At 68.1% G+C, this 22774-nt stretch carries 17 protein-coding genes, 1 tRNA gene and 1 pseudogene; 9 read left to right on the top strand and 10 right to left on the bottom strand.

The window, feature by feature from the left end; genetic code table 11:
• Positions 1 to 338: 338 nt before the first annotated feature.
• From pth to NNX35_RS13470, 5 genes are all read right to left on the bottom strand, one after another.
• On the bottom strand, positions 339 to 926 hold the full coding sequence (pth, locus tag NNX35_RS13490) for an aminoacyl-tRNA hydrolase (protein ID WP_255767022.1): 588 nt from the start codon (positions 924 to 926) through the stop codon (positions 339 to 341).
• A gap of 66 nt (positions 927 to 992) precedes the next feature.
• Positions 993 to 1601 carry a 50S ribosomal protein L25/general stress protein Ctc gene (locus NNX35_RS13485; RefSeq protein ID WP_255767021.1) on the bottom strand — a complete coding sequence of 203 codons (609 nt, stop codon included), beginning with the start codon at positions 1599 to 1601 and terminating at the stop codon, positions 993 to 995.
• Positions 1602 to 1857: 256 nt separating this feature from the next.
• Positions 1858 to 2841 (bottom strand): ribose-phosphate diphosphokinase, encoded by a 984-nt coding sequence (locus NNX35_RS13480; protein WP_255767020.1) that lies wholly within the window; start codon positions 2839 to 2841, stop codon positions 1858 to 1860.
• Positions 2841 to 4358: a bifunctional UDP-N-acetylglucosamine diphosphorylase/glucosamine-1-phosphate N-acetyltransferase GlmU gene (gene glmU / locus NNX35_RS13475; protein WP_255767019.1), complete on the bottom strand. Its 1518-nt coding sequence runs from the start codon at positions 4356 to 4358 to the stop codon at positions 2841 to 2843. The genes NNX35_RS13480 and glmU overlap by 1 nt, the downstream gene beginning before the upstream one ends.
• An 87-nt stretch (positions 4359 to 4445) precedes the next feature.
• A tRNA-Gln gene (locus tag NNX35_RS13470) sits at positions 4446 to 4517 on the bottom strand.
• Positions 4518 to 4679: 162 nt separating this feature from the next.
• Between NNX35_RS13470 and NNX35_RS13465 the strand changes: the two are divergent.
• The 5 genes and pseudogenes from NNX35_RS13465 to NNX35_RS13445 form a co-directional block, all read left to right on the top strand.
• Positions 4680 to 5264, top strand: a pseudogene (locus NNX35_RS13465) (TetR/AcrR family transcriptional regulator); the annotation flags it as partial.
• A 6-nt stretch (positions 5265 to 5270) separates the two neighbouring features.
• Entirely contained in the window at positions 5271 to 5726 is a 456-nt protein-coding gene (locus tag NNX35_RS13460; RefSeq protein ID WP_255868156.1) for an NUDIX domain-containing protein, read from the top strand.
• A gap of 113 nt (positions 5727 to 5839) precedes the next feature.
• Positions 5840 to 6592, top strand: a complete 753-nt coding sequence (locus NNX35_RS13455) for a TetR/AcrR family transcriptional regulator (RefSeq protein ID WP_255868033.1) — start codon at positions 5840 to 5842, stop codon at positions 6590 to 6592.
• A 99-nt stretch (positions 6593 to 6691) separates the two neighbouring features.
• A complete protein-coding gene (locus tag NNX35_RS13450) occupies positions 6692 to 7468 on the top strand; it encodes an ABC transporter ATP-binding protein (protein WP_255868032.1) in 777 nt (258 codons plus the stop codon).
• Positions 7469 to 7474: 6 nt separating this feature from the next.
• On the top strand, positions 7475 to 9985 hold the full coding sequence (locus tag NNX35_RS13445; RefSeq protein ID WP_255868031.1) for an FtsX-like permease family protein: 2511 nt from the start codon (positions 7475 to 7477) through the stop codon (positions 9983 to 9985).
• A 33-nt stretch (positions 9986 to 10018) separates the two neighbouring features.
• Here the strand turns inward: NNX35_RS13445 and NNX35_RS13440 are convergent, their stop codons facing one another.
• From NNX35_RS13440 to rsmA, 3 genes are read right to left on the bottom strand one after another with little or no spacing between them, the layout of a single operon-like run.
• The gene (locus tag NNX35_RS13440; RefSeq protein WP_255767014.1) at positions 10019 to 11914 is read right to left on the bottom strand and encodes an ABC-F family ATP-binding cassette domain-containing protein; all 1896 of its coding nucleotides are present in this window, start codon (positions 11912 to 11914) and stop codon (positions 10019 to 10021) included.
• Between the two features lie 6 nt (positions 11915 to 11920).
• Positions 11921 to 12877, bottom strand: coding sequence for a 4-(cytidine 5'-diphospho)-2-C-methyl-D-erythritol kinase (locus tag NNX35_RS13435; RefSeq protein WP_255868155.1), 957 nt, complete (start codon positions 12875 to 12877; stop codon positions 11921 to 11923).
• A 19-nt stretch (positions 12878 to 12896) separates the two neighbouring features.
• The gene (gene rsmA, locus NNX35_RS13430) at positions 12897 to 13781 is read right to left on the bottom strand and encodes a 16S rRNA (adenine(1518)-N(6)/adenine(1519)-N(6))-dimethyltransferase RsmA (protein WP_255868029.1); all 885 of its coding nucleotides are present in this window, start codon (positions 13779 to 13781) and stop codon (positions 12897 to 12899) included.
• 248 nt (positions 13782 to 14029) lie between these two features.
• Here rsmA and NNX35_RS13425 point away from each other — a divergent pair, with 248 nt between their 5' ends.
• Positions 14030 to 15244, top strand: coding sequence for a helix-turn-helix transcriptional regulator (locus tag NNX35_RS13425; RefSeq protein WP_255868028.1), 1215 nt, complete (start codon positions 14030 to 14032; stop codon positions 15242 to 15244).
• Positions 15245 to 15272: 28 nt separating this feature from the next.
• On the opposite strand, the gene NNX35_RS13415 is transcribed toward NNX35_RS13425, so the two are convergent.
• Positions 15273 to 16367, bottom strand: a complete 1095-nt coding sequence (locus tag NNX35_RS13415) for a resuscitation-promoting factor (protein WP_304661228.1) — start codon at positions 16365 to 16367, stop codon at positions 15273 to 15275.
• A 418-nt stretch (positions 16368 to 16785) separates the two neighbouring features.
• On the bottom strand, positions 16786 to 17733 hold the full coding sequence (locus NNX35_RS13410) for a TatD family hydrolase (RefSeq protein ID WP_255868027.1): 948 nt from the start codon (positions 17731 to 17733) through the stop codon (positions 16786 to 16788).
• 156 nt (positions 17734 to 17889) lie between these two features.
• Here NNX35_RS13410 and NNX35_RS13405 point away from each other — a divergent pair, with 156 nt between their 5' ends.
• The 3 genes from NNX35_RS13405 (at position 17890) to NNX35_RS13395 (ending at position 22725) form a co-directional block, all read left to right on the top strand.
• Complete coding sequence (locus tag NNX35_RS13405; protein WP_255767010.1) at positions 17890 to 18954, top strand: MoxR family ATPase; 1065 nt, start codon at positions 17890 to 17892, stop codon at positions 18952 to 18954.
• Positions 18955 to 19036: 82 nt separating this feature from the next.
• Positions 19037 to 20377 carry a DUF58 domain-containing protein gene (locus NNX35_RS13400; protein ID WP_255868026.1) on the top strand — a complete coding sequence of 447 codons (1341 nt, stop codon included), beginning with the start codon at positions 19037 to 19039 and terminating at the stop codon, positions 20375 to 20377.
• Positions 20374 to 22725: a DUF3488 and transglutaminase-like domain-containing protein gene (locus NNX35_RS13395; RefSeq protein WP_255868025.1), complete on the top strand. Its 2352-nt coding sequence runs from the start codon at positions 20374 to 20376 to the stop codon at positions 22723 to 22725. The genes NNX35_RS13400 and NNX35_RS13395 overlap by 4 nt, the downstream gene beginning before the upstream one ends.
• The last annotated feature ends 49 nt before the right edge of the window (positions 22726 to 22774 follow it).

The following is a 22774-nucleotide window of genomic DNA, read 5'->3' as shown; positions in this document are numbered from 1 at the left end:
GCGGCGTCTAGATACAAAAACATGCATTTAGACGCGACCGCGCTGAGCGCGTCGAGCAGGTGCGTACCTGGGCCATGGATAACAGACCGAGGCTAACTGTCAGACTAGGGCGGTCAGACTGGGGGGAACAAGACCGGGGCGAAAGCGGGATGAATAAGGGACCGACGCCGGGATGGGGGTGGCCCAGTCTCGGAGGCCTCCCGACGTCGGCCCCGCTTTGGGAGCCCTTGAGGCTGATTCCATTTTAGGCCCGGTCACCGAACCGAAACAATGGTCACCCGGCATTCGGGACGCTGGAAAACTACTCCAATCTGCCCCGCCGCTACCTAGCTGTGACGTCAGGCGCCTGTGGCGTGAAACTTCTGCTGAGCGGTGGTAAGGCCCTCGGACAGGAGCAGCTCCACGGCATCGGCGGCGTCGCCGACGAGGAACGGAAGCTCCTTGGCCTCGGTACCGGAAAAATCCTTGAGCACGTAATCCGCGGTATCCATGCGCCCGGGCGGTCGGCCGACGCCTACCCTCACACGGAGGTAGTCCTTGGTGCCCAGGGCCTTGCTGATGTCCCGGAGACCGTTGTGTCCGCCTTCTCCTCCGCCGAGCTTGAGCTTAACGGTGTTGAAAGGGATGTCGATCTCGTCATGCACGGCCACCACGTGTCCGGGGTCGATATCGAAGAACCGTGCCAGGGAGGAAACCGGGCCGCCGGAGAGGTTCATATAGGTCAGCGGTTTGGCCAGCACTACGCGCGGTCCGCCGATCCCGAGGCGTCCTTCGACAATGGAAGCGTGCGACCGGTGGGTCTTGAACTTTCCGCCCATCCGGGAGGCCAGCTCATCGAGGACCATCTGACCGATATTGTGCCGGTTACGGCTGTAGCCGGGCCCGGGGTTGCCGAGCCCGGCTACAAGCCAGGTGTTGCTGTTCACTGCGGGTACTGCTCCTTCGCTAAGAACCGGACGGCTCCGTTACCGGGAGCAGACCCCGGAAGTGGGTTACGCCTCGGCGCCGACTTCAGCAGCTGCAACGGCAACCTGCTCGTCGGACGGAACACCCAGGTCCTGCACGGCGGACTCGGAGATGTTGATGATCATGGTCTCGGGATCGAGCAGCAGCTCGACGCCGGCAGGCAGGATCAGGTCGGAGGCGTAGATGTGCTCGCCGGCCTTGCGGCCTTCGATGCTCACCACGATGGTTTCCGGCAGGTCGGTGGCGTCGGCGGCAACCAGGACGGTGTTGGCTTCCTGGTTGTAGACGGAGTCGCCTGCTTCCAGTTCGCCTTCAACGTGGACGTTGACCTCTACCTCGACCTTTTCGCCCTTGCGGACGGTCAGCAGGTCGATGTGCTCGATGATCTGCTTGATCGGATCGCGCTGGATGTCACGCGCGAGGGCCAGGTGGGACTCGCCGTCGACGTCGATTTCCAGCAGGGCGTTGGAGGTGCGGACGGCCAGCGTGGTGGCCTTGGCCGGCAGCAGGATGTGCATGACATCGGCGCCGTGGCCGTAGATGACGGCCGGGATCTGGCCGGCGGCGCGGGCCTTGCGGGCGGCACCCTTGCCGAACTCGGTGCGGGCGGTTCCTGCGAGCTTCTGCTCAGACATTGCTACTCCTGTAAGTGGTGTTCCGTGGTTGCCTCAGGCGCCGGTTTCGGAACAGTGCACCGTACGGACCGGATAACGGTCCTTTGTACGATCAGAAGTTGCCAGCCACCGTCGATAACGGAGTTCGTCCGGAGTTCTCCGGGCCGCTCCCTCGCCTAGGCATCGGTCTCCATGCTACCAGCACAAGTCCGCCCGCCCGAACGGCCGTGAGGCGCGGCCCGGGCGGGCGGTTGGGTAAGCAGGGTGCCGTAAGCGCCTAGGCCTTGCCGTCGAAGAGACTCGTGACGGATCCGTCCTCGAAGACTTCCTTGATGGCCCGGGCGATCAGCGGGGCAATCGAGAGGACGGTCAGCTGGTCGAAACGCTTGGCGGCCGGGATGGGCAGGGTGTTGGTGACAACTATCTCGCGGGCACCCGATTCAGCCAGGGTCCGGGCGGCCGGGTCGGAGAACACGGCGTGCGTGGCGGCGATGATGACGTCCTTGGCTCCGGCTTCCTTGAGCACGCGGACGGCACCGGCAATGGTGCCGCCGGTGTCGATCATGTCATCGATCAGCACGCAGGTGCGGCCTTCAATCTGGCCCACGACCTGCTTGGACACGGCCTGGTTCGGGACGGTGAGGTCGCGGCTCTTGTGCACGAAGGCCAGCGGTGCGCCGCCCAGGCGCTCGGCCCACTGCTCGGCAACGCGGACGCGGCCGGTGTCCGGAGACACGACGGTCACATTGGAAACATCCACGCGGGTGCGGATGTAATCGGCCAGCAGCGGGATGGCCATCAGGTGGTCCACGGGGCCGTCGAAGAAGCCCTGGATCTGGGAGGTGTGCAGGTCCACGCTCATGATGCGGTCCGCGCCGGCCGTCTTGTACAGGTCGGCGATCAGGCGCGCCGAGATGGGCTCGCGGCCGCGGCCCTTCTTGTCCTGACGGGCGTACGGGTAGAACGGGGAAACCACGGTGATGCGCTTGGCGGAGGCCCGCTTCAACGCATCCACGGTGATCAGCTGTTCCATCAGCCAGTTATTCATCGGTGCCGGATGCGCCTGGATCACGAAGGCATCGGTACCGCGGACACTCTCGCCGGGACGGACGTAGATCTCACCGTTCGCGAAGTCATAGGACGCCAGCGGCAGCAGGTCCGTGTCAAGACAGCGTGCAATCTCCTCCGCCAGCTCCGGGTGTGCCCGGCCAGTGGCAAGGACAAGCTTCTTTTCACCTTGTGCGGTGATCTCGCTGCTCATTAATGATCGCTTTCTCGCGTGGGGGAATCAGTTTCGGAGGAAGAAGTGCTGATGGCTGAAGCTGCGGCGGCCGCAGCGTCGGCGGCGGCGGTACCGGGGCGCTTATCCAGCACCCAGCCGTCGAGGTTGCGCTGTGGCGCCACATTGATTGCCAGGGCACCGGCGGGGACATCCTTGCGGATCACCGTTCCGGCTCCACTGTACGCTCCGTCGCCCACCGTGACGGGTGCCACATACATGTTGTCGCTGCCCATGCGCACATGCGAACCGATGGTCGTATGGTGCTTGTTTACGCCGTCGTAGTTCACGAAAACCGAGGCTGCACCGATGTTCGACTGCTCGCCGATGGTGGCATCCCCCACATAGGAAAGGTGGGGAACCTTGGATCCGGCGCCGATCTCGGCGTTCTTGGTCTCCACGAAGGTTCCGATCTTGCCCTTGGCGCCCAGCACTGTTCCGGGGCGCAGGTACGCGAACGGTCCCACGCTGGTTCCGGCACCCAGTACGGCATCGCTGCCGTGGGTCCGCACCACCGAAGCTCCCTCGCCCACGGACACGTTGGTCAGCGTGGTATCCGGCCCGACGACGGCGTCCCGGGCGACGCTGGTGGAACCGTGCAGCTGCGTGCCCGGAAGCACCGTGACATCTTCCGCGAGGGTCACTGTCGAGTCGATCCAGGTGGTGGCCGGATCAACGACCGTGACACCCGCGCGCATCCACCGATCCAGGTTGCGGCGGTTGTGTTCTGCGTTGAGGGCAGCGAGCTGGACACGGTCATTGGCGCCCTCCACCTGCCAGGTGTCGTCGGTGACAACGGCGCTGATGCGTCCGCCCGCCGCGCGGGCGATGCCCAGGACGTCGGTCAGGTACATCTCCCCCTGCGAGTTGGAGGTGGTCACCGATTCGAGCGCACTGCGGAGCACCGCGGCATCGAAGGCATAGATGCCGGAGTTGATCTCGTTTACGGCACGCTGCTCGTCAGTGGCATCCTTGTGCTCGACGATTCCGGTCACTGTCCCGTCTGCTGCCCGCAGGACCCGTCCGTAGCCCGTCGGGTCCGTAAGCCGCGCGGTCAGCACGGTCACCGCGTTGCCGTCCGTTTCATGCACGGCCACCAAGCTGCGAAGTGTCTGCGCCTCAAGCAGCGGGGTATCCGCGTAGGTGACTACAACGGTGCCGTCGAGCCGGGCGACGGCGTCCAAGGCAGAGAGCGCCACCTGGACCGCGCGGCCGGTGCCGGGAACCGCATCCTGGTCGACGATGACGGCCCCGGGGGCCTGTTCGGCGACATGCCCGGCGACCAGGTCCCGCTCGTGGCGCACCACGACGGCCAGGAAACGGGGGTGCAGCTCGGAGGCTGCGGCGAGTGCATGGCCGAGCATCGAGATGCCGCCCACGGGATGCAGGATTTTCGGGGTCCGGGATTTCATCCGGGTTCCGGCGCCGGCTGCGAGCACAATCACCGCGGACAAAGCGCCGGCGGAGGCCTCATTGGTTCGGACATCGTTGGTGGTCACGAAAATGGCGCTCCTCGGTGGTACGGCCGGTCTTTGTCGAAGCGCGGCCGATCCCCGGAAAGGATTCTCCTGGGGCGTCGCGCAGCGTTCCGCCCATAGGATTCGAACCTATACTCCACGGCTCCAAAGGCCGGGGTGCTGCCATTACACCAGGGCGGATCGTCTGCCTGGCTAGCCACGCACACAAGAGTTTAGTCTGCCACGGGAGCCGTTGGGTGCGCGAGTTGAGTCCCCGCCCGCTGTGTTGGCGCCGAGGTGGCAGGGGCGCGTGGGTACACTGGTCCGGTGGTAAAGACTCCCGCCGGCGGCACACGCCTGCGTATGACCGGCGTCCAGCGCCGCGCCCAGCTGATCGAGGTGGCACGCGGGCTGTTTGCCCTGCGCGGCCTCGACGGTGCAACCATCGAGGAGATTGCCGCTGCAGCGGGCGTGTCGAAACCTGTGGTCTACGAGCATTTCGGATCCAAGGAAGGCCTCTACACGGAGGTTGTTGACATTGAGTTCCGCCGCCTGCTGGAAGTGATGACCGAGTCGCTCAGCGCCGACGCCGGCCCCCGGGTGCTCCTCGAACGGGCCGCGTACGCCTTACTGGACTTCATCGAGAACCACACGGACGGCTTCCGGATCCTCACCCGGGACTCCCCGCCGTCGCAGCCGGAGGGGACATTTTCCACCCTGTTGTCCCGGATCACCCGCCATGTGGAACACATCCTGTCAAAGGAGTTCGGCAGCCGAGGCCTGAGCGCCGAGGTCGGAGGGATGTACGCACAGATGCTGGTGGGCATGGTCGCCATGACCGGCCAGTGGTGGCTGGACACACGGACCCCGGACAAGGCCGCCGTGGCAGCACACCTGGTAAACCTTTCCTGGAACGGACTGGCGGGCCTGCAGAAGGATCCCCGGCTCTCCCACATGCCTGCGGGCGCCGTTTTACCGGAGGGCGGCTACGACGGGCAGTCCCCGACCGTCCTGCGCCTCTCCGCGGTCCTGGTCACCGACGACACCGGACGCATCCTGCTGGTGCGCAAGCGCGGTACCTCCCGCTTCATGCAGCCGGGCGGCAAACTGGAACCCGGTGAAACCTTTGCGGAGGCGGCGGCCCGCGAGGTGGGCGAGGAGCTGGGGCTCGACGTTGCTCCGGAGGAGCTCGGATCCGCGGGCCGCTGGTACGGACCGGCGGCAAACGAGGAGGACACCTTCATTGACGCCGGGCTGTTCAGCCTGGATTTGCCGGCCGGGGCGCCGATGCCGGAGGCCGCGGCGGAAATTGAGGAGCTCCTCTGGCTGCAGCCGGCGGCAGCCGCCGCACGCAAGGACCTCTCTCCCCTGCTGCGCGACCACATCCTCCCCCAACTGCTCTCGGCCTAGAAGCCCCCCCGGAGGCAGCGGGTTCCGACGGTGTTGCTCCGCCCTTGGCCCACCTCCTTACTGTGAGACCCCCGAACAGTTCGTAGCATATACGGTTGTCGTAGACTGAACGCATGGTAGAGAAGACGGACCCGCAGGGCACGCTGCCGAGGGGCGTGCTCCAGGCCTGGGGGCAGGACAAGCCGCAGACCAGGCCGGGGCCCAAGGCGATGCTCAGCATTGCGGGCATCGCGGCGTCGGCGATTTCGCTGGCCGACAGCGACGGAGCTGAAGCCCTTTCGCTGGGACGGATCGCCGAACGGCTGGGGGTGACGGCCAATGCACTGTACCGATACGTGGATTCCCGGGATGACCTCGACGTCATCGTCCATGACCAGGCTCTCGGCGCCCCGGCGGGCATCGGTCCCGGGGAAGACTGGGCGTCGGCGGCCGCGGCCTGGTGCCGGGCCCTGCGCCAGCGATACGAGCGGCACCCCTGGCTCAGTGACGTGCGGATCCGCATACCGTTCGCCCCCAATGCGCTCGCTTGGCTGGACAATCTCCTGGAACGCCTGGAGCCGAGCGGCATGACCGGGCGGCAGGCGCTTCAAGCCGCAGGCCTCCTCGACGGCTACGTGCGTGCCCGTGCGGGAGCAGAGCGCGACGTCGCCCGGGAAGGCAGCTCCGCAGATCCCGAGGCGCTGGTGGACCACATCGGCGTCCATCGTTTTTCGGCTCGGCTCCCCCGCGTGTCCGCCCTCATCTCGGACGGCCACTTCCGTCAGGCTGCGGCCGGAGCGGATGAGGACTTCGAGTTCGGACTGGAGGCCATCCTCAACGGACTTCGCCGACTCCCCCGCCACGACGCCGGCCCCCGGAAATCCTGAACGGCGGCACACCGGAAACCTTCGTGCAGCCCCTTCACGCATGCGCGCCATCCGTGTACAGTCCTAACTGTTCATGGCAGGCACAAAGGAGGCCGAACGATGAACAGAGCAGCCATCAGTACCCCGGCACGGGCGCCAACGGCTCCGGTGGTCCTGGAGCGGGTGTCTAAGACCTACGGCTCCGGTGCGGGAGCCGTCACCGCCCTGCACGAGACGGACTTGGAGCTACCGAAGGGATCCTTCACCGCCGTCATGGGGCCTTCCGGATCCGGCAAAAGCACCCTGCTGCACTGCGCGGCGGGTCTTGACACCCCGACCACCGGGCGGGCCATTCTGGTTGGCCATGACCTCAGCGGCCTCTCCGAGGATGCCCTCACCCGACTGCGCCGGGAGCGGGTGGCCTTCGTCTTCCAATCGTTCAATTTGATGCCCGCCCTGACGGCCGCACAGAACGTTGAGCTCCCCGCCGTCCTGGCAGGACGCCGACCGGTCCGGCGGCTGGCCGAGGACGCGTTGGCCCTGGTCGGGCTTTCCGACCGGTCCGGCCACCGCCCGGGTGAGCTCTCCGGCGGGCAGCAGCAGCGGGTGGCCATCGCCCGGGCCCTGGCAGCCAATTCGGAGGTCCTCTTTGCGGACGAGCCCTCCGGAGCCCTGGATTCCCGAACTGCCGCCGGCGTCTTCGAGCTGCTGCGGGAGGCAGTGCACCGGCAGGGACAGACCATCCTGATGACAACCCATGACCCCGTTGCGGCGTCCTACGCCGATTCGGTGATCTTCCTCTTCGACGGCCGGATCGAAGAACAGCGCGGGCACGGATCAGCCGGGGAAATCGCCTCCGCCCTTTCCCGCCTGCCCGTCACCGGCCACGGACGGTGAGGCGTCATGCTGACGCTGATCCTTGCGGGCCTGCGGCACCGCACCGCTGCCCTGCTCGCCATCGTGGTTTCAGCGGGCCTCGGTTCCGCGCTCATCGTGATGTGCGGCGCGATGATCGAGACCGGTATCCGGCTTTCGGCGCCGGCTGAGCGCATCGGCGCGGCCGACCTGGTGGTCATTGGTGATCCCAGCTATACGATGCTCAACCGGGACGGCGAACAAACCACCGATCTCCGCCCGTTGCCCGAGCGGCACCGGCTGTCAGCCTCAGCAGCTGCGGCGGCAGACGGAATCGACGGCGTGGCACAGATTGTGCCCGTCATGTTCCTCGATTCCTTCGCCCGGAGCGCGGCGCGGGCCCTCCCGCTCACGGCGCAGAACTGGGCATCCGTCGCCGTCAGCGGCATCGACCCTGTTCCGCTCGAAGGTCCCGCCGCCGGCGAGGTGGTGCTCACCGCCGCCGCCGCGGACGCCCTGGCGGCGGGTGAGGACGAAGACCTGCTCCTGACCATGGAGGGGCGGACCCTCAGCGTCCGGACCGCCGCCGTCATCGGCGGACCGGAGGATCCGGCGACCGTGTTCTTCAGCGAAGGAGCCGCTGGGAACCCGCTGGACGCATTGGGCGTGGTGCTGGCTCCGGATGCCGATCTGTCCGTCGTCCGCGCGGCGCTGCAAGCGGAGCTCGCGGACGTGCGGGTGCTGGCCGGTGATGGCCGCGGCGCCGCCGAGGATCCGGCTGTGTCGGCGGCCCGCATTCCCGCCATCGTTGTCGGGGCGGTAACCGGAGGCATCGTCCTGACGGTGCTGGCGACCGTCATCTCCGGAGTCGTCGCCCTGTCCGTACGCCAGCGCAGCCGCGAGATCAGCCTCCTGCGCGCCACCGGCGCAACCGGACGCCAGGTCCGTGCACTCGTCGTCGGCGAAGTCATGGCCGCGGGACTTCTCGGCGCCCTGCTCGGCCTCGTCCCGGGCATTCCGCTGGCCTACCTCCTGCACCTGGGGATGCAGGCCGGCGGCGCCCTCCCCAAGGGACTCGAGCTGAGCTCCGGGCCGGTCCCGTTGGCCGCCGCCGCAGCCGTAACCGGGCTGGTGATCTGGCTGGCCGCCGGCCTGGCCGCCCGGACGGCCCGCCGCTCCCGGCCAATCGACGCGATGCGCGAAGCTGAACTTCCCCCTGCCCGGATCGGCATTATCCGGTGGCTGGCAGGAATCCTGTTCGGGCTTGGCGCCGTCGCCCTCGCCGTGCTCACCTTCCTGATGCCGCCCGCCCTGGTCTCCGCCACAGCCGGTCCTGCCGTGCTTGCCGGCACCATTTCCGCCGCGCTTCTCGCCCCGGCCTACCTGCGCCTGGGTGTCGCCGTGCTCCGGCCGGTGATGGGCGACCACCGGCACGGCGTCGCCGGGCTCGCCGGGACGAGTATCCGCGCCCGGGCGGCGGCCCTCTCAACCGTCACCGGGGCCGCCGCACTGGTCTTCGGAATCGGCGCCGGCAATCTCGTGTCCTCATCCATGCTCACCGCAGCTGCCGCCGACGCCCAGGTCGAGACCATCACGGCCGACGCCGTCGTGACCGGCGCGGCCGGCGCCGCTGCCGAACGCGCAGACGCAATCGCTGCCGTGCCCGAGGTGGACGCGGCCACCCCGTTTGTGACATCCGGGGGCTGGATCGAACGCCCCTACGACGCCTCGCACCGCGACCGGCACTGGCCGGTGCGCGGGCTCGACGGCGCCCAGGCGCAGGAGGTGCTGAGCAACCGGCTCGTGGCCGGCGACTTCGCTGATCTGAACGGCGCCTCCGTCGCACTGCCCGTCGATACCGCAGCTGCCCTCGGCGTGGACATAGGAGACACCATCGGCTTCCGGTTCGGTGACGGCGACGGCGCAGAACTTCGTGTCGCCGCCGCCTACGAGGACCTGCCGGGCTACGAAAACCTCCTGCTGCCCGTCGAGCTCCTCACAGCCCACACGAGCGACCGGGCACCCGCGGCGCTGCTGGTCAGCGCCAGCGACGGCACCGCCGCGGAGGCCGTGGCCCCTGCCGTGGAAGGTGCGCTGAACGGCCATCCCTCACTGCGGGTCGGGGACCGCGGCGCGTTGGAGGCGTCCCTGCAGGAGGGCCTCAACATCAACGCACTCATCAACGGCCTGCTGCTGCTGGTTGTGCTGGCCTACGCGATGGTTGCCGTCACCAACACCGTTGCCGTCTCCACCCTGGGCCGTCGCCGCGAGCTGGCCATGCTGCGCCTGACCGGCGCGACCCGCGGCCAGGTCCGCAGGCTGCTGATTACCGAGACCGCCGTGTGCGCCGCCGTCGGCATCGCCATCGCCGTCATCGCTGCGTGCGCCGCAGTCCTGCCCACCGCCGTGGTCGTAGGCGCCAGTCCGCTCGCCCCGCTGCCCCTGGCTATAGCCGGTGCCCTCTGCGCCGCCGTTGCGCTGACGACGCTGCCGGTCGCCGCGATGACGGCGCGGCGGGCGATGCGCGGACCGCTCAGTGCCACGGCAGACACCATGTGAGCCGGCCCAGGGTGCACCGCCCGCACCTTGCGGCTACTCGAGGATCTCCGAAGCCTCGAGCCACTCCATTTCCAACTCCTCCTGCTCGGCCGCAACGGCCTGCAGCTTGGCATTGAGCTCGCCGATGAGTTCAAAGTCCGCGCCGCCGGGCTTCTGGGTGGCGTCGTTCATCTGGGCGTTGATTTTTTCGGCCTGTGCGGTGAGCTTGCTCAGCTGCCGCTCGATCCGGGTGAGGTCCTTCTTGGCCGCCCGCTTTTCAGCTTCGGATGCACCGGAGCCGGCCAGCGCCGTCGTCGTTCCGCCCCGGGCGCCGGCTGGAGCAGCCGCGGACGTGCCGCCGGGACGCGTGGCGCCGGCCGCAGCGGCGCGGGCCGCCTGGGAGGAGCCGCGGGCAGCGGTGGACGCAGACGAGTTGGCGGCCAGGGCTTCGCCGCGCAGTTCCAGGTACTGGTCCACGCCGCCGGGCAGTCCGCGCAGCTTGCCGTCGCCGAGAAGCGCCATCTGGTGGTCGGTGACCCGTTCCAGCAGGTACCGGTCGTGGGAGACCACCACGAGCGTGCCGGGCCACCCGTCCAGCACGTCCTCGACGGCAGCCAGCGTGTCGGTGTCCAGGTCATTGGTCGGCTCGTCGAGCATCAACACATTCGGTTCCCCCACCAGCAGGCGCAGCAGCTGCAGCCGGCGCCGTTCACCGCCGGAAAGCTCGCGCACCGGTGTCCACTGGCGCTGGGCACTGAAGCCCAGCTGCTCCACGAGCTGGCCGGCGGACAACTCGCGGCCACCCACGTTGAAGACGCGCTTCTCGTTTTCAATGACTTCAATGACGCGCTGGTCCGCGACCTCATCCAGTTCCCGGACCTCCTGCGACAGCACGGCGGTCTGGACCGTCTTGCCGCGCTTCAGCCGGCCGGACGTAGGCTCAATGTCGCCGTTGAGCAGGCGCAGCAGGGTGGTCTTGCCGGCACCGTTGACACCCACCAGGCCCAGCCGCTCCCCCGGGGCCAGGCGCAGGGTGATGTTGCGGAACAGGTCGGTGTCCCCGAGCGTCAGGGAGACGTTCTCCAGGTCCAGGACGTCCTTGCCCAGGCGGGCGGTGGCCATCTTGTTCAGTGACAGCGTGTCACGGGGTTCCGGGACGTCCGCAATCAGGTTGTTCGCGGCCTCGATGCGGAACTTGGGCTTGGCGGTCCGGGCCGGGGCGCCGCGCCGCAGCCAGGCCAGTTCCTTCTTGACCAGCTGCTGGCGCTTGCCTTCCACCACGGAGGCCATCCGGTCACGCTCGGCGCGGGCCAGCACGTAGGCGGCGTACCCGCCGTCGAACGGATCCACCATCGCGTCATGGACTTCCCAGGTGCGGGTGCAGATTTCGTCCAGGAACCAGCGGTCGTGGGTGACTACCAGCAGGCCGCCGTCGGAGGGGCGCCAGCGCTGCTTCAGGTGCCGGGCCAGCCAGGCCACGCCTTCGACGTCGAGGTGGTTGGTGGGCTCGTCCAGCATGATGACGTCGTCGTCGCCGGTGAGCAGCTTGGCCAGCGCCACGCGGCGCTTCTGCCCGCCGGACAGGGAGGAGACCTGCGCGTTCCAGTCCACTTCCTGCACCAGGCCGCTCATCACGTCACGGATCCGCGCATTGGACGCCCACTCGTAGTCCGCGGCGTCGCCGACGATCGCCTGGCCGACGGTCAGGTCCCCGTCCAGTACGTCCGTCTGGTCCAGGTAGCCCACGGTGACATCGCGGCGGCGGGTCACGCGGCCGTCGTCGGGCGTCTGCCGTTCGGCCAGCAGGCTCATCAGGGTCGACTTGCCGTCGCCGTTGCGGCCGACCATGCCGATCCGGTCGCCTTCCTCGAGGCCGAGCGAAACGCCGTCCAGGATGGTGCGCGTGCCAAAGGAAATGCTGAGGTTTTCAGCACCAAGCAGGTGTGCCAATCGGTACTACTTTCTGTGCGTCTGAGGTGCGGTGGTGTCGGCAGCCGTGACGGCGCCGTCGGCCGGCCCGTAAACGGCCAGGGCCGAGTGGCCTTCGGTGCGCAGCGCGGCGGCCAGGGCGGACGCAGCTGCTTCATCCGCGGCCAGGAAAGCCAGGGTGGGGCCGGAACCGGAAACCATGCCGGCGAGGGCGCCGAGCCGGATCCCCGCCTCAAGAACGGTCCCCAGTTCGGGGGCAAGTTCCAAGGCCGCCGGCTGCAGGTCATTGACTAGAACGCCCGCCAGTGCGGCGGTGTTCCCGGCGGCGAGGGCGTCGAGGATCACGGGGTCCGCTTCGGTGGGCTCGGCGACGTCGGTTCCCGTGCGGAGGCGGTCGACGGCGGCATAGACCTGCGGGGTGGAAAGCCCGTAAAGTGCCGGGACGAGGACCCAGTGCAGCCGGTGCGGTGCCGGCACCGGGGTGAGCCGGTCCCCCACGCCGAGTCCGGCAGCAGCACCGCCGAGCAGGGCAAACGGTACATCGGCCCCGAGCCCGGCAGCCAGGCCGGCCAACTCAGCCTGAGACAGGCCCGCGTTCCACAGCTCATTGCAGGCGAGAAGCGCGGCGGCGGCGTCCGCAGAGCCGCCTCCCATTCCGCCTGCCACCGGCACCCGCTTGGTGATGTGCAGGTGGACGCCGGGATGCTCCCTGCCAATCCGGGAAGCCACGGCCCGGGCGGCACGGGCAGCCAGGTTGTCCCCGTCCAGGGGTATGCCTCCCTGCGGAAGGCGGCCGTCGGGATCGCTGAGCGTCAACCGGATCTCGTCGGTTTCCAGCGCCGTGGCCGTGACTTCCTCGAAGAGGGACACCGCAAGGTAGACGCTGGCAACGCTGTGGTAGCCGTCCGGACGCAGCGGTCCCACCTTCAGGGACACATTGATCTTGCCGGGGGTCCGGACAGTGACGGAGCGCGGTGCGGCCATCTCTTCGGTTTCCTTTCCCTCAGGCAATGAGCGGCTTCCGTGCCTCGGCGATCCGGGCAAATGCCGTGATGTCCAGGACCTCGCCGCGGGCGCTGGGATCCACTCCTGCAGCACGCAGTGCCTTTTCCGCTTCGGCGGGGCTGCCGGCCCATCCGGCCAGGGCGGCGCGCAGGGTCTTGCGCCGCTGCGCAAAGGCAGCGTCAATAACTGCGAAGACCTCTTCACGGGTTGCCCGCGTCTGCGGCGGTTCGTGCCGGACAAACCCGACCAGGCCGGAGGCGATCTTGGGTGCCGGCCAGAAGACGTTCATGCCGATGACGCCGGCCTTGCGCATCTGCGCATACCAGGCGGCTTTCACCGAGGGCACCCCATAGGTCTTGGAGCCGGGCTTGGCTGCCATCCGGTCCGCCACTTCGTCCTGGACCATGACCAGGCCGTGCTGCAGGGACGGGAAATGCTCCAGCAGGTGCAGCACCACCGGGACGGCCACGTTATAGGGCAGGTTCGCTACCAGCGCGGTCGGCTCCTTGGGCAGCTCGGTGATCCGCATGCCGTCGCCAAGCACAACGTGCAGCCGGCCGGCCGCTTCCGGGCGCCGCTGCGCCACCGTGGACGGAAGCTTTCCAGCCAGGACGGGATCGATCTCCACAGCCACCACCGACTCGGCTGCGTCGAGGAGCCCGAGCGTCAGGGACCCGAGGCCGGGGCCGACCTCCAGCACGGTCTCCCCCGGAGCGATGTCCGCCGCAGCCACAATCCGGCGGATGGTGTTTCCGTCAATAACGAAGTTCTGGCCGAGGCTCTTAGTGGGGCGGACTCCGAGTTCTTCTGCCAGCGCCCGGATATCCGAGGCACCAAGGAGTGCGGGAACTGGTGTTCGGGGGGCAGGTTCGGATTCTCTCACCCAGTAATACTAGCCGAGCGGGCGTGGCCGCCGCCGCCGAGGGTACGCCGGTGCAGCCGTCCGGTCCACTCCCCGGAGGTCTTCCCACGCCCGGGTGGCGCGCTTCGAAGGTGCCGGAATCGAGTTCGCCGTTTTGCGTTCCATAAGCACGGACTGCCCTGCCGACGGCTGGTCTCCACCGGTAGCATCGAGCGCATTGCCGGCACCGGTAACAGTGTGCCGCACCCCGGAGATCGGCGGTATCGACGATGGGCAAATCATTCGGTGGAAAGCTGCGCTCGGCGCGGCAGGAGCGAAACCTGACGCAGACCCAGCTAGGACACGGTGCTTTTCGGCCCCGTGAGATCTCGCTTTTGGAAGCCGGGCGGAGGGAACCCGTTCCGGGTGCGGTCCGCCTGCTCTCCGACCGGCTGGACTCGGGCGCCGCCCCGGGCCGGACAGGGAAACAAACGGCCCTGTTCCTGGAACTTTCCGCCCGGCAGGCGCTGGATGAGCGCGACTACGGAGCGGCATGCTCACTGGCGGAGGCCGCCGCGGATGCGGCGCTGGATGAGGGACATCCGCAGTCCTGGTGGGATATGACCTATCTGGCAGCCCACTGTCTTTGCACCACGCACGCCTACCGGGACTGCATCGCGAAGGCGTCCCTGCTGGCCCGCCATCCCCTGGCGGCGGAGTACCCCGGCCTCCAGGCACAGGCGGAAACACTGCTCGCCACCGCCTACCTGGGCGCCGGGGAACTGGGTTCGGCCGTGACCCATGCCCGCAGCGCCGTTGCGCGGGTGCAGGAAGCCAGGGTCGGTGCGGCTGCCTTCCTTGACGCGTGCGGAGCGCTGGTCACCGCGCTGGCCGAGGCGGGCGGGCTCGACGAGGCATGGACCTACTGCCGCACCCTGGTGCTTCCCCTGCTGGAGGCGGGGGTTGGCCGGCAAATCGAGGGTAAGGCCCGCTGGGCGGTGGGCACTGTGGCCTTTCGCCGCGGGGACATCTCCACCGGGCTTTTGCACCACCGTACTGCTGCGGACCTCCTCGAGCCGGGCGTCGACGTCGAGCTGTGGGCCCGCTTCAATAACGCCACCGCTGCCATCCGGCTCGGGGCGGGCATCCACGACAGGGAGACCCTGACCTGCATCGAGCATGCCGAGGCGGCCATGTCGGTGGTCGGACTGCATGGTCCCGAGCGGCTGGAAGCAGACCACAGCCGGGGAATCTGGCTGGACCTCAACGGCGACCATGCGCGGGCTGTGTGGATGCTCTCGGACGTGTACGCCCACCGGGGCGAGCTCTCACCCCAGGACTCGGGCGAACTCGCCCTCCACCTCGGCCTGGCCTTGGCGCGGACCGGCATGCCCGACGCCGGTTCCGTCTATCTGGCGGATAGCGAACAGCGCTTCCGCTCGGCCGGAGCCAAGGACCGCGCAGCACACGCGGCGGCCCTGGCCCACGAGATGGCGGCCGGGTGAGGAGCTGCCGGGGTTGGGCGGGCCCGGGTTAGAGCAAGCCGAGCTTCGAGGCGCAGGACGGCCAGTGGCCCCATCCGCCGTTGGCCCGCAGCTTCTCGGCTACCGCGATCTGCTGCTCCGGGGTGGCTTCACTGGCAACAGGAGCGTACGCACCGCCGCCGGCACCCAGCCAGCTGCCGGAGCTGAACTGCAGGCCGCCGTAATAGCCGTTGCCGTTGTTGATGTGCCAGTTGCCGCCGGATTCACACTGCGCCAGGGCGGCCCATGTCCCGGAGGCCGGTGCCTCACCGCCGCCGCCGGCACTCGGACCTGCGGCAGGCTTCGCCTCCGGGCGCTTCTTGGTGCCCTTGGCGACGGCTTCGGCTACCGGTTCCCTGGTCACGCTTTCCTTCACGAGGGTACGGCTGACTTCCTTGCCGTCTACGCGGGTGACCGAGAAGACACGGGAACGTTCCCCGTCCACTCCGGCAGTGGTGACCTTCTTCTCGCCTTCGAGCAGGTCCGCATCGGGAACCTCGGAGCTGGTAAACGGCACCGGTTCCGTGACGGTCTCCTCAACGCCGGCCGAAACACGCGTGACCTTCAGGCCCATGCCGTCAACCAGGCCGGCGCTGCGCGGAGCTGAAACCTGGTCCGCGGTGCCAAGCTGCATCCCTGATTCCTTCAGCAGGTCCCGCACGGTTCCCGCTGTGGTGGTGTGTTCGTGGGTTTTCCCGTCCACGGTGACGAACACCGTCTTGGGAGTGGAGATCGAAATCCTGCCGTCCAGCCCGTCCAGCGAGGTATCCATCGGGGCGGAGACGGCGGAGTTGGTGGCCACCCGCAGCTCCGAAACCAGGTCCTCGACGGTTTCGCCGGTGGTGTGGACCGTGGTCCCCTTGCCGTCCACCACGATATCCACTGCGAGGGCCCGCTGGACTTCGATGGTGGCGCCGTCTTCCAAGGCTGCCGTTGGCTCCGGTGTCACCCGGTCAACGGCGGTTACAGTCACATCGGCCTGTGCCAGTACATCCGCAACGGTACCGTCGAAGGTCTGCACTTCCTGGCTCTTGCCGTCGACGGTCAACACCACCGACTTGCTGGCGCCGACAAAGGCAACCATGCCTAGCAGCAGGCACACCATAACGGTTGCCTGGCCAACGAGCTTTATCCCACGCCTTGCAAGTGTTCTCGCCACGAGATTCCAAACGGTCACAGAATCCGGGCACGGGGACTTTAAGCGCCGTGCGCATTCCGGTGCACCTGCCGGAGGGCAGGGCAACGGGACGCGGCCAGGCACAGGCTTGGCGAACAAACCAGCCGCAGCAGCGAACTGACGCGGGCATGGTGTCACAGGTCCGTGCAGCCTCTCGGCGGCATGGGCCCGCAAATTGTTGCAGTGTTATGCAGTGTTCATGCAGTGATAGTCCGGATGCCTTCCCCGACCCCGGCTAATTGCTCCCTACCGTAACCGAACCGTGATGTGAGGGCAAACAGGGGTCCCCGGGTAGTCGTGCGGCCCGCGGCGCGGCGCGGGCTTCGACGCGTGCTGACTGCCGTTCCTACTGCTCGGCCCAGGAGCCGTAGGCCCGGACAGTGTTCGCGGCCAGTCCTGCTCCCAGCTCGGAAAGGTCCGCTCCCATGCGGTCTGCCATGGACCGCACCGTATAGGGGACCATGTAGCTGGCGTTGGGACGCCCGCGGTGCGGGTGGGGAGTCAGGAACGGAGCATCCGTTTCGACCAGCAGCAGGTTCCGGTCCGCGATCGAGAGGGCTTCGTGGAGGTCGTGCGAATTCTTGAAGGTCACGGTGCCGGAGAACGACATGTACCAGCCGTTTTCGTTGCAGGTACGGGCCAGCTCGCGGTCCCCGGAGAAACAATGGAAAACCACCGTGTCGGGGGCGCCTTCCTCCTTCAGGAGGCGGACGACGTCGTTATGCGCATCGCGGTCATGGATCTGGAGTGCCAGGCCCAGGCGCTTGGCGATGTCGATGTGCCGGCGGAATGAGTAGTGCTGCCGTTCCCGGCCGTCTTCCCCGGTCCGGAAGTAATCGAGCCCGGTTTCGCCGATTGCCCGGATGCGCGGATGGGCTGCGAGCGCCTCGATCTCGGCGAGCGCCGATTCCAGCGTCCCTTCCGCTGCAAGCACGGGGGCGTCGTTCGGGTGGATGGCCACCGCACCCAGCAGGCGCGGATCGGCGTCGACAGCGGAAACAGTGAAGCGGGACGACTCGAGATCGGTGCCCACCTGGACGGCACCTTGGACGCCGGCTGCCTCCGCCGCATCAAGGGCAGCGGCGAGGGCAACCGTAAAGTCGCCGGCCGTGTCGCCGGCCGTGTCGCCGGCCGGAAAGTCGAAATGCGTGTGGTTATCCATTACGGGCACAGGCAGCGGCTCAGGAGCCGGCGGATAGCCTTTGCCCTTGTGCCGGACGGTTCCGGCGCCTTCGGCGGACGGGAGGTAGGCCGTCGGTGTGCTGCCCGGGACAAATCCACTTCGATTAATCATGTTCTTAAGCCTAGGTGAGCTAGTAGCCTGAACAGACAAACTGCTGTTGGAGCTCCCGCAGGTCGAAAACGGATAGCGGGGCTTACTCCGCCTGCCGTGTCACCGCAGGTGCGGTCTGTTTGCTGCAGCTGCAACCGCCGAGTATGGAAGGTGTCCATGGACGCTCCGATCCCGTCTGCCGCCGCAGCGTCCCTTAACGGCTTTCCTTCCCGGCCCTCGGCCGCCACCCTCCATTCCCCTCCCGCCGCGGTCGACGCCCAAGCCTTCTCCGAAGCGGCAGAGGGAATCCTGGCCGCCGTGAATACGGTGATTGACGGCAAGGAAGACGCGGCCCGGCTGGTGCTGACGGTCCTGCTTGCCGAGGGGCACGTACTGCTCGAAGACGTTCCCGGGGTCGGCAAGACAATGCTCGCCAAGACACTGGCGCGGACCATTGACTGCACAGTCAGCCGCATCCAGTTCACCCCGGATCTGCTGCCGTCGGATGTCACCGGGGTGTCCATCTACAACCAGGACAGCCACCGGTTCGAATTCCGCCAGGGCCCGGTGTTCGCCAACGTGGTGATCGCCGACGAAATCAACCGGGCTTCCGCAAAGACCCAGTCGGCTCTGCTGGAATGCATGGAGGAACACCAGGTGACCGTCGACGGCGGCACCCACCGGCTCTCGGCACCCTTCATCGTGGTTGCCACGCAGAATCCCATCGAGATGGAGGGGACCTATCCCCTGCCGGAGGCGCAGCGGGACAGGTTCATGGCCCGGCTTTCCCTTGGCTACCCGGATGCTCGTTCCGAAGTGGAAATGCTTGAGAACCATCAATCCGGCTCACCCCTGGACAGCATTACCCCCGTGGTGGGAATACGCGAGGCCTCGGCCATGATCGCCAGGGTCCGCGATATCTACGTTTCCGACGCCGTCAAGGAGTACACGGTTTCCCTGGGCCGGGCCACCCGCGAACACCCGGATCTCCGGCTGGGTGCCAGCCCCCGGGCCCTTCTGCAGCTGCTCCGTGCGGCCAAGGCCTACGCAGCGCTCGAAGGCCGGGATTTCGTGCTGCCGGACGACGTGACGAGGCTGGCGGATCCCGTCCTCGCCCACCGGCTCCTGTTGCAGCGAAAGGCAGCCGGAACGGGGATCAGCGCCACGAGCATTATTGCGTCCGTGATTGCGGCCGTGCCGGTTCCCCGGTCCGCCGGAACACCGCAGCGGCTGCACCGCTAGCGGCCCCGACAGGTTCCACCCGAGCCGGCTTGCCGCCGCACCGGGCCCGCACAGAGTCCGCACCGCCGAGCGAAAGGCTCCCATGGACACCTCATCCGTTACGAGGTTTTTCACCCCGCGCGGCTGGGGCCTGGTGTGCGCCGGGGCGGCGGCGCTCCTTGGGGCAGTCACTCTGGGCCGCCGGGACCTGCTGGCACTCGCTGTCCTGCTGATCGCGCTGCCGGTCCTGGCCGCAGCACTGCTTCGCCTGTTCAAACCCGGCTTTGAGGTCGAGCGCAGCTTCTCTCCCCCGCTGGTGGAAACAGGCACGGCCGCCACGGTATCCCTGCGGGTGCTCAGCCGCGGAACCCCTGCATCCGAAGCACTCATCCGCGAGGGGCTGCCGTTCCGATTCGGGCCCAGCCCGGTGTTCCGGTTCCCCTCCGGTTACGCGGCGGAGAACGGATCCAGCACCTATGAGTACCGCCTGCGGTCGAGCCGTCGCGGCCTCTACGGCATCGGCCCCGTAACCGCGGACTTCGTCGATCCGCTGGGCCTGGCGCGGACGGTGCACACGCTGGGCGGAACCGACCGGTTGGCAGTGGCGCCGGCCCCGCTTGAGCTTCCGCCGTCGTCGTTGTTCAGTGCCATGGGCACCGACGGCAGTGCGCCGAGCAGGCGCCGCGGAACGCCCAGCGAAGATGATGCTTCCACCCGCGAGTACCGCCATGGAGATCCCATGCGCCGGGTGCACTGGCCGGCGACGGCCAGGCACGGGGAGTTGATGGTCCGGCAGGAGGAACCGGTGACCGCGCCGACCGCTTCCATCGTGCTGGACCAGCGCCTGGCCTCCTACGATGACGGATCGCCGCTGAATCCTGACAACGGCGAGCTGCTTACGTCGGAAACATTCGAATGGGCGGTTTCGGCAGTTGTTTCCTCCGCCGTTTTCTTCTCCGAGTCCGGCTACGGCGTGCGCTTCACCGACGAGCTCTCCCGGCCCGGGCTGGCCCGTTCCCCGTCTGCCGTAGACAGCAGCGAGACCGACTTCCGCGGGTTTGACGGGGTGCAAAACCTCGCCGAAGGGCTGGCCGCCCTGGGCCTGGAATCTCCGCCGCCCCCGACGCCGGGGAATCCCACCGATGCCTCTGCCCCCTTTGCCGCGCTGGACGTTTCCGGCCAGGCGCCCGGCCCCCTGCTCGTTGTTGCCGGCCGGATCGACACTGCCCAGGCGCATACGCTGGCTCCGGCCGCACGGTATGCCCGCCAACCACTGGTGCTGCTGGTTACCGACCGGCCGGCCGCGCTGCGTCCTGTCCTGACAATCCTGCGGGAGGCCGGGTGGATTGCCGCGGCGGTAACACCGGCAACTCCGGTACCCGCGGCCTGGTCCCTCCTTGACCACGATCCCCAGGGCGTCCACGCCGCCGGGGGGCGGGTATGAGCGCCCTGCTGAGCCGCCCGGAGGCCGTGCCGGCGTCCGGCCACCTGCAGGGTACGGAACCGGCACCCCGGGGCGACCGCGGGCCGGCCAACGTTGCGGTAGCCGGAGCAGGAGCGCTGGCGGTCCTGCTTTGTTCGCTCAGCGTGCACGGGGTCATCGAAGGCTGGTCCTGGCTGCCGCCGCTGTTCTTCGCCGTCCTCGTCCCGCTGGCGGCCACCGCCGGTGCGCGGCGGCTGAAGGTGCCGCAACCTCTGGTTCCGGTGGCAGGCATGGCGGTCCTGGCGTGCACCCTGACCTGGCTGTTCGCTTCATCGGCGTCATTCCTGGGCTTCCTGCCCGGCCCGGGCACCCTTGCCCGGGCGGATGCGCTGCTGGCCGAGGCGCGGACGGTCGTCCTCACCGAAGTCGCCCCCGTGCAGCCGCTGCCCGGCATCCTGTTCCTGTGCTGTGCGGGCATCGGGCTGGTAGCCGTCCTGACGGATACCCTGGCGGCCACCCTGCGGATGCCGGCAACCGCCGGGCTGGGCCTGTTTGCGGTGCTGATGATCCCCGCAGTGCTGAAACCCGCGAGCCTGGGAGCAGGATATTTCTTCCTCGCAGCAGTCGGATACCTGCTATTGCTGACGGTCAGTGCACGCAGGGAACAGCACGGGCACGGTAACCCGCGGACCTGGCTGGCACGCGGAACGGCAGTTTCGGCATCTGCCCTGGCATTGGCGCTCCTGCTGCCTCCGGTGTTGCCGGGGTTCAACGGCGGCGCCTTCCCGGAAGGCACCAGATTCAACTTCTTTTCCGGCAGCACCGGGCTGAACCCCATAGTCACGTTGGGCAATGACCTGCGCCAACCGCAGTCCTCAGGCCGGATCACCTATGCAACCTCGTCCGTCGAACCCGTGTACCTCCGCTCCACTACCTTGGAGGATTTTTCCGGGAGCCGCTGGGCTCCCGACGTCCGCGAGGACGAACGCCGGCAGGGCGTGGCAACCATGTCGGGCGGCGCCTACACACCGCCGAGGGGAAGCCAGGCCGAGGCGGTGGTGACGCGGATCAGCTCCAACACGTATTCGAGCCCGTGGCTGTTGGCCCCCTACTATCCGCTGGGCGTTACCGGTGCCGAAGGAAGCTGGTCCTGGGATCCCAAGACCATGACCGTGCTGGACGACGATTCCGAGGGCGCGGCCCGGCAGGATTACCAGGTGCTGAGCATCGCGGCCGAGTTCACGCCGGAGCAGCTGGCGGCAATTCCGGCGGCCGACGGCGCGGGCCTGGACCCCGTTTTCACGGACCTGCCCGCTGACCTGCCCGGAAACATCCGGGAGGCAGCCGCGGAGGCAGTCGGGGATGCCGCCACACCGTATGCCAAGGCCATGGCCCTCCAGAGTTATCTGCGCGGGCCGCAGTTCAGCTATTCACTGGAGGCACCGGTGGAGGGCGGCTACGACGGGAACGGGATTTCGGTCTTGTCCGAGTTCCTCGAACGAAAGGCCGGCTACTGCGTGCATTTCGCCGCAGCCATGGCCGTGATGGCCCGGCAGGAGGGCATCCCCAGCCGGATGGCACTGGGCTACGCGCCCGGCCAGGACACCGGCGAGACCCCGGACGGGACCGGCCCCAACGGAGAACCGCTGCGCGAGTTCGAGGTCGATTCCACGGACGCCCACGCGTGGCCCGAGCTGTATTTCGAAGGTGCCGGCTGGGTCCGCTTCGAGCCCACGCCTTCCCGCGGATCGGTGCCGGACTACGCCCAGCAGCAGCGCACGCCGGGGACTGCCACTATTCACGACGACGACGATCCCCGGGTCCCTGACGCGCTGGCGACGGCGCCGGCTGTCCCGCAGGAGGAAGCTCCGCTGGCACCCGAAACCGTGCTCGAACCCGCCGACACGGGCACGACGGCGTGGCTGGGCGCCGTCCTCGGAACGCTGGCGGCCGCGGCTGCCGTGCTGACGCCCTGGGCGATGCGGCGGCGCCGTGCGGCTCGGCGGCGGAAGGCCGCCGCCGCTGGTTCCCGTTCGGGGCCGGTCTGGGACGAAATAGCAGATCTGGGGATCGATTACGGGTATCCCGGCCGGACCTCCGACACTCCCCGGACGTACGCCCGCCGGTTGGCGGGCGAGGCCGGCTTCTCCCCGCAGGCGGACGAGGCGCTGACCCGCATCCGTCTGGCATTCGAGGAAGAGGCCTACGCCGGCTCCGGCCGCCGCGGACGCGGCGGCCGGGGAGCCGCCCCGGCATGGGAGAACCTCGAAACGGTGCGGAACGAACTGCGGAGCGGCACCAGCCTGTTCGGCCGGCTGCACGCGCGGTTCCTCCCGCCGTCGCTGGCCATGCGGTTTCGGCACGACTGAGCCTGACCTGAAAGGGCAAAAAGAAACCCAGTGACGCCGGCGGCGTCAC

Origin of the sequence: Arthrobacter sp. zg-Y844 (assembly GCF_024385465.1) — a bacterium.
Classification (GTDB): Bacteria; Actinomycetota; Actinomycetes; order Actinomycetales; family Micrococcaceae; genus Arthrobacter_B.
The sequence above is the reverse complement of the archived record's forward strand: the minus strand, read 5'-3'. Positions and strand labels throughout refer to the sequence as shown.